Below are 5,550 nucleotides of genomic sequence, written 5' to 3' on the forward strand. Positions count from 1 at the left end.
AATTACTACAACGAACTTAAAACAAAAAACCCGCGTTGGTGCGGGTTTTTTGTTATTGCTATTTTCTCTCTTAAATTTCTTCTCGCTTAAATAAAAAACCCCGCCTTAACGGTCAAAAAATAGGGTTATTCATTATAATTGCCGTATAAAATCGGTTCAAAGGTAAAAGGTGCGGACAACTCCCTGTCGCGCATATAAGCACCTGGCTTAAATACAAAAACACGACCCGCCCCGGTCGCAACCGGGACGGGCCGTGAAATATAATTACATGTTATGGCTTATGAATTATGCTCCTCGCCGGACTTTTGTTCCTCTTTCTCTTTATTTTTTCTTTTCTTTCCTTGCCTGTAACCTATAATAACAATCATCAAAAGCATGGCGTCAATAATACCGATAAAAACATTTACTAACCAGGGTTTGCTATCTGTTTCATCCTTAATTTTTTCGTCTTCCGCATTCTCGCAAGTTTCACCGCTTTCGCATTTTTGTAGTTCTACATTTTTCGCATCAATTATTTCGTCATCAACTTGAGGCCCTGAAGTATCAGCTAAAACCAGAGGGTCATCAACAAAATCGTCAGTATCAGCTTCACCCACAACAATATCGGGATAATCCTGTCCCCCGTCTTTGCCAGTGACCGAAACCTCTCCAAAATCATTATCAAGTTCCTCAACCTCTAAATCGCCGTCGTCTTTGCTTTCATGCTTTAATGTTTTAATGCTTTCTTGGTCTTCATCAATCGGACCGCCGCCGACTTCATTAGGACCCTCGGAAACGCCTGATACTTGAGCGGTTCTAAAAGAATGTTCTGGACTAAACACCGGCGGCGAAGCCCGAGAAACAGTCCGATAATAATAAATGGTTCCCGGGGCCAGTCCGGTAATTGTTACGGAATGCCCAGTCACTTTTGGATTTAGGTTATATTCTGGAGTAGTGTGCACATAACCATAAGTAGGCGGAGCCCCGGAATCATCACTCATATCCAATGTATGCGGCTCGCCTTCCCCGGAATAAATCACTTGGCTGGTAGAAAATTGGGATGTTAGCCAGGTAACAGTTACTTTGTTTTCAATAACATCAGCCACTCTTACTGACTCTTGAGAAATAGTTAATCCCGAAGAAAAACCGCCGCCGCTCGTTGCCGCAGGCCCCGAGCCTGTTGAAGGGCCGCCAGTCTGATTATTATTTTGTTCAGTAGCACAGCTGGCAGAACAGCCGTCCCCGGCTTCGGTATTGCCATCATCGCATTCTTCGCCAGCATCAACAGCGCCATCCCCGCAAACAGGTTCAGAAATTTCTATCAAGCACTGGCTGGAACAGCCGTCGCCAGCTTCGGTATTGCCATCGTCGCACTCTTCACTGCTATTTATCAGGCCATCACCGCAATATGCTCCTTGATTATTTATAATTTGGCAGGTCTCACTGCAATAAGAACAAAAATTGCCGTATTCAGGTTCGCAAGCAGTTCCGTTGTTTTCGCCGTCATCGCATTGTTCGCCCGCATCAGTATTTCCATCACCGCAATAAGCAACGCCCGAGCAGAAATCATTTTCTGCGCCCGGCGTGCCTAAGTCGCCCTTGCCAAAAGCAGAAGACGAAACGCACCAGTTAGAACCAATATTATTATCTAAACTCGGATAGGCCAAAATCATAGAAGCGCCAACAGGGTTAGGGAAATTTGGTCCGCCATCATATTCAACTCGGTCAATTTCTGTATTATTACAACTTATAATTACTTCATCGTCACTATCGCCTAAGAAAAAAGTAGAATAAACATAATCAACATTAACCCCGCCGTTTAGGGCTAAGTTCCCGCTAACTCCTAAAACCGCATAGCCGGCCGCTGGAACAATTAAAGTATTATTGATTATATGAAAATGGCTGCCCAAATCGCCAATAGCGCAGCCATCTAAATTAATATTATTATTAGTAGTGTTATAAACTTCAAACCATTCGCCCCCAAAATCAGAAACCTTAGCTGGGTTTTGCATAATTTCATTAATCACAATATCGCCAGGCCCAATTCCTTCAGCCTTGCAAATAGCAGAACAGCCGTCGCCGTTAAGAGTATTGCCATCATCGCAATCCTCACTGCCTTCAACATCACCATTGCCGCAGACAGCTTGGGTCTGGCCAGTGCAATCATTATTACAAAAGCCATAAGCGCCATTATCATTGCCATCATCGCAATTTTCATCGCCCTCTGGCACGCCATTGCCGCAAACCGGCTCGCCTTCTAATTGGCACTGGCTATCACAGCCATCGCCGTCATCATTATTTCCATCATCGCACCCTTCGCTCGGGTCTAAGCCCCCATCACCGCAATAAGCTTCTATGGCGCATACCGAAGAACACCCGTCTCCGTCATCATTATTTCCATCATCACAATCCTCGCCCGGATCTAAATTACTGTCACCGCAAGCTGGTTCCGGGACTTCAACCAAGCAGCCGCCGGAACAGCCGTCCCAATTATCATTATTCCCGTCGTCACACTCTTCACCAGCATCCAAATTTCCATCGCCGCAAAAGGCCTCAATAGCGCAACTAGCAGAACACCCGTCTCCATCTGAAGTGTTGCTGTCATCACACTCTTCATCGCCCTCATCTACGGTTCCGTCTCCGCAATAACTCCCGTCCACTGGAATACTTTCACAAAACAGAGAACAATAATTACAAGATTCTTCATAACCTGGCTCGCAGATCTGGCCATTATCTACTCCATCATCGCACTCTTCGTCCGCATCCAAAATTTCATTGCCGCAAACAGGCAAATAATTAGCAAAATCAATATCTTCTACATTATTATGGTCAGCAATAGTTACATTATATAGGCCTTGGGTTGGGCAGGTCTGGACCCAACCGGTTTGCAAGGTTTCGGTTACAACATAATCCCCATCAGTTAGCCCGGCAAAAACATAACAGCCATCCGCGTCTGTTAGTTGGCTGGCTGGCCCATTCGGGCTGCCGGTTAATATAATTTCCCAATTTTCCAGGGTGTCTTCGTCCTGATCAATTTCGCCGCTATTATTATTATCAATGTCGTTATATTTACAGCCAGAAATTGAGCCGTACTGGCAAACCTCAAAAGCAATTTCATCATAAATAGCCGCGAGCCCATTGCCGTTAGGCACATGATAATATTTGGCGCTGGTGATATTTGCAATATTTTGGAGCATTACTTTATTAATATCGCCATCACTACCCAAACCTATAGTAAAAATTTTATATCCTAAACCAGCCGCTTCTCCGGCTTTGGCTTCGGCATAAGCCACATCTAAAGGGTCCTCGCCATAACCTGGGCCATTTGGTCGATTAGCTTTGCCGTCAGTTAAAAGAATCATGGCTTTGACTGCCTGGGGATTAGCCCGAGTAGAGCTCAATTCTTTTAGGCCTTCATCAATCGCATCCCCGATATTAGTGGCTCCGCCAGTGGTTAAAGAACTTACAGCGGCTTGAGTGCCAGGGTGATCGCCAGAAAGCTGGTTATTTAGGATTGCCAAATCAGCAAAAGATATCAAGCCGGACTGGTCATTTACGCCTAAATTATCAAGAAATAAATTAGCAGAGTTTTTAGCATGATACATTTTACTTTGAGTAGCCGGACTAAAATTTGAAGGATGATGGGGTGATAGATCTTTATCGTTACACCAAGCTAAAGTCACTTCTCCACTTGTCACTTCTGTACTCACACAACCGTCTGTATTATTAGTATTACCATCATCACAATGCTTGACCCATTCAAAATGATCGACTATCCATTTATTCTCCCACCAGTCACAATGACTAATCGCCGCACCATCAGCCATACTCCCAGAAGTATCCATCACTAAAACCACATCCACATCAACCGGGCAAAGTTCATCAGCTGAAGTCGTAGGCATAAAAAAGAAAAACACGCTAACTAAAGCGAGCTGAATTATCACCGCAACAATAAAGATAATAGATATCTTTTTTTCTATTTTTATTAGACCGCCTTTGCCTGCTTTTTCTATTTTTAATAAAATTCCGGTTAACGCCAAACCAGCCTGCCTAAAAGTTTTTTGCCAAGACATCAAGGATTCCTGGCCCCTTTTGATTATCACTGACCAAACCATCCGCAGGGGTTGGTTGATTAAGCCGGTATGCCCGGCTTGCGCCTTGTCCGGAACTGTTGTTGATTCCGATTTCTGCTTGGTCTTTTTTTCCCAAGAAATAAGAGCATAGTTTTGTTCTGCATCGCTTCTTTGTGAAACTTTATTAGGCCCAAGGCAAATAACTTTAAGCATTATTTGCAAAGCTTGCTTTCTTAGACAAAAACCGCGCCTTGTTTTTCTAAAGCCAGCAGTAATGTCCGAAATAATCTTTAAGTATTTTTGCTTAATTTCTAAGCCCTGATTAATAATAAAAGAGCTTGCTTGAATTAAAAAGCTCTTAAACAGGTTGCGCGCTTTTTTTATTGTTCTTAAAATTTCCGAGTTCTCCGGGTTCTTTATATAGTCCAGTTTTTCCGTTTCCAGGGCCACTCCAAACACTATTTTTCCCCCTTGTTTCTTTTTGATGATTTTCAACATATTTTTTGGAGGTTAATTTTAGTTGATTAACTCTCCTCCTTTCAAGCAACAGCATGGGGGTGCTACTTTTATTTGCTTTATATTATTTTCTTTTTTTAACAAAAATTATCGCAACTATCACTGTTAAAATCAAGACAATTATAGCAAGTTGTTTATAACCTAGCAAAGCTAACCAGTTGTCGGTAACTATCGAAAATTTAAAATCTTCTTGGGTTATGATTTCGTCGCTAACAAGAAAATCTAATTCAGCCCGATAATAATCCGCTTCCAAATTATTAGTCGGAATTTCAATAGCAGGAATTTCATATCGAGCTAATGGTTTAACTGCCGGCTCTTCATCTGGATAAGGGAAAATAGCATTATAAACTGTTTTCCCATCAGCATTAGATATTTTAAAGTCAATCTGCGGTTTTAAACTTACATTACCCTGATTATCATAAATCAATCTAATTGTTAAATTCTCATCCTTAGTCAAATCATAAGTGTGCGGAATAACAGAAACATCCAATTTAATATCTTCATGGTCAGTGACTGTAATATATACTTCTCGCGAAACTCTTTGCCTAACTGCAGCGGACGCTTTCTCACCTTCAGCTTCACCTGGAGTTAAAATAACCGTTAATTTGCCGGTATATTCGCCATTAGCTGCATCTTCGGGTATTTTTAGCATAACCGCCACATCATAATATGCCTGGACAGGCGCCAGGACTTTAGTTACCGGATTATCTAAATCATTAACCTCATAAAAAGTTACCCAGTCAACAATATCTCCTTCAGCTATCAATTGGTAATAAGTTTCGGTTTCTTCTGAATTAAATAATTTTAATGTTTCTTGAAAGGTCTCGTTTCTTAATGCGTTTTTGATATCAATTGGATTGCTAATAATTCCAATAGCAGAAACGTTCTGACCTAGAGCCAGACTGAAGATTGCAATTAATGCCAGAAGAATCATTGTTTTTCTTCCGCCATTGGCGGACATATCTTTTTTTGTCATACAATT

General features: G+C 41.9%; 2 protein-coding genes. Both read right to left on the bottom strand.

Annotated features, from left to right (window positions below; all coding sequences use genetic code 11):
- Window positions 1-278: 278 nt before the first annotated feature.
- Window positions 279-4,550 carry a DUF4215 domain-containing protein gene (locus tag KKD20_02000; GenBank protein ID MBU4331875.1) on the bottom strand — a complete coding sequence of 1,424 codons (4,272 nt, stop codon included), beginning with the start codon at window positions 4,548-4,550 and terminating at the stop codon, window positions 279-281.
- 82 nt (window positions 4,551-4,632) lie between these two features.
- Window positions 4,633-5,550, bottom strand: a 918-nt coding sequence (locus KKD20_02005) for a hypothetical protein (protein ID MBU4331876.1), incomplete at its 5' end; no start/stop codon positions are given.

The sequence above is a fragment of the Patescibacteria group bacterium genome (assembly GCA_018896645.1).
Taxonomy (GTDB): Bacteria; Patescibacteriota; Patescibacteriia; order UBA2591; family JABMQE01; genus JAHIMF01.

Coding starts and splice junctions, on each gene's coding strand:
- KKD20_02000 (MBU4331875.1), bottom strand. CDS start 4,550: ATGTTGAAAATCATCAAAAAGAAACAAGGGGGAAAAATAGTGTTTGGA.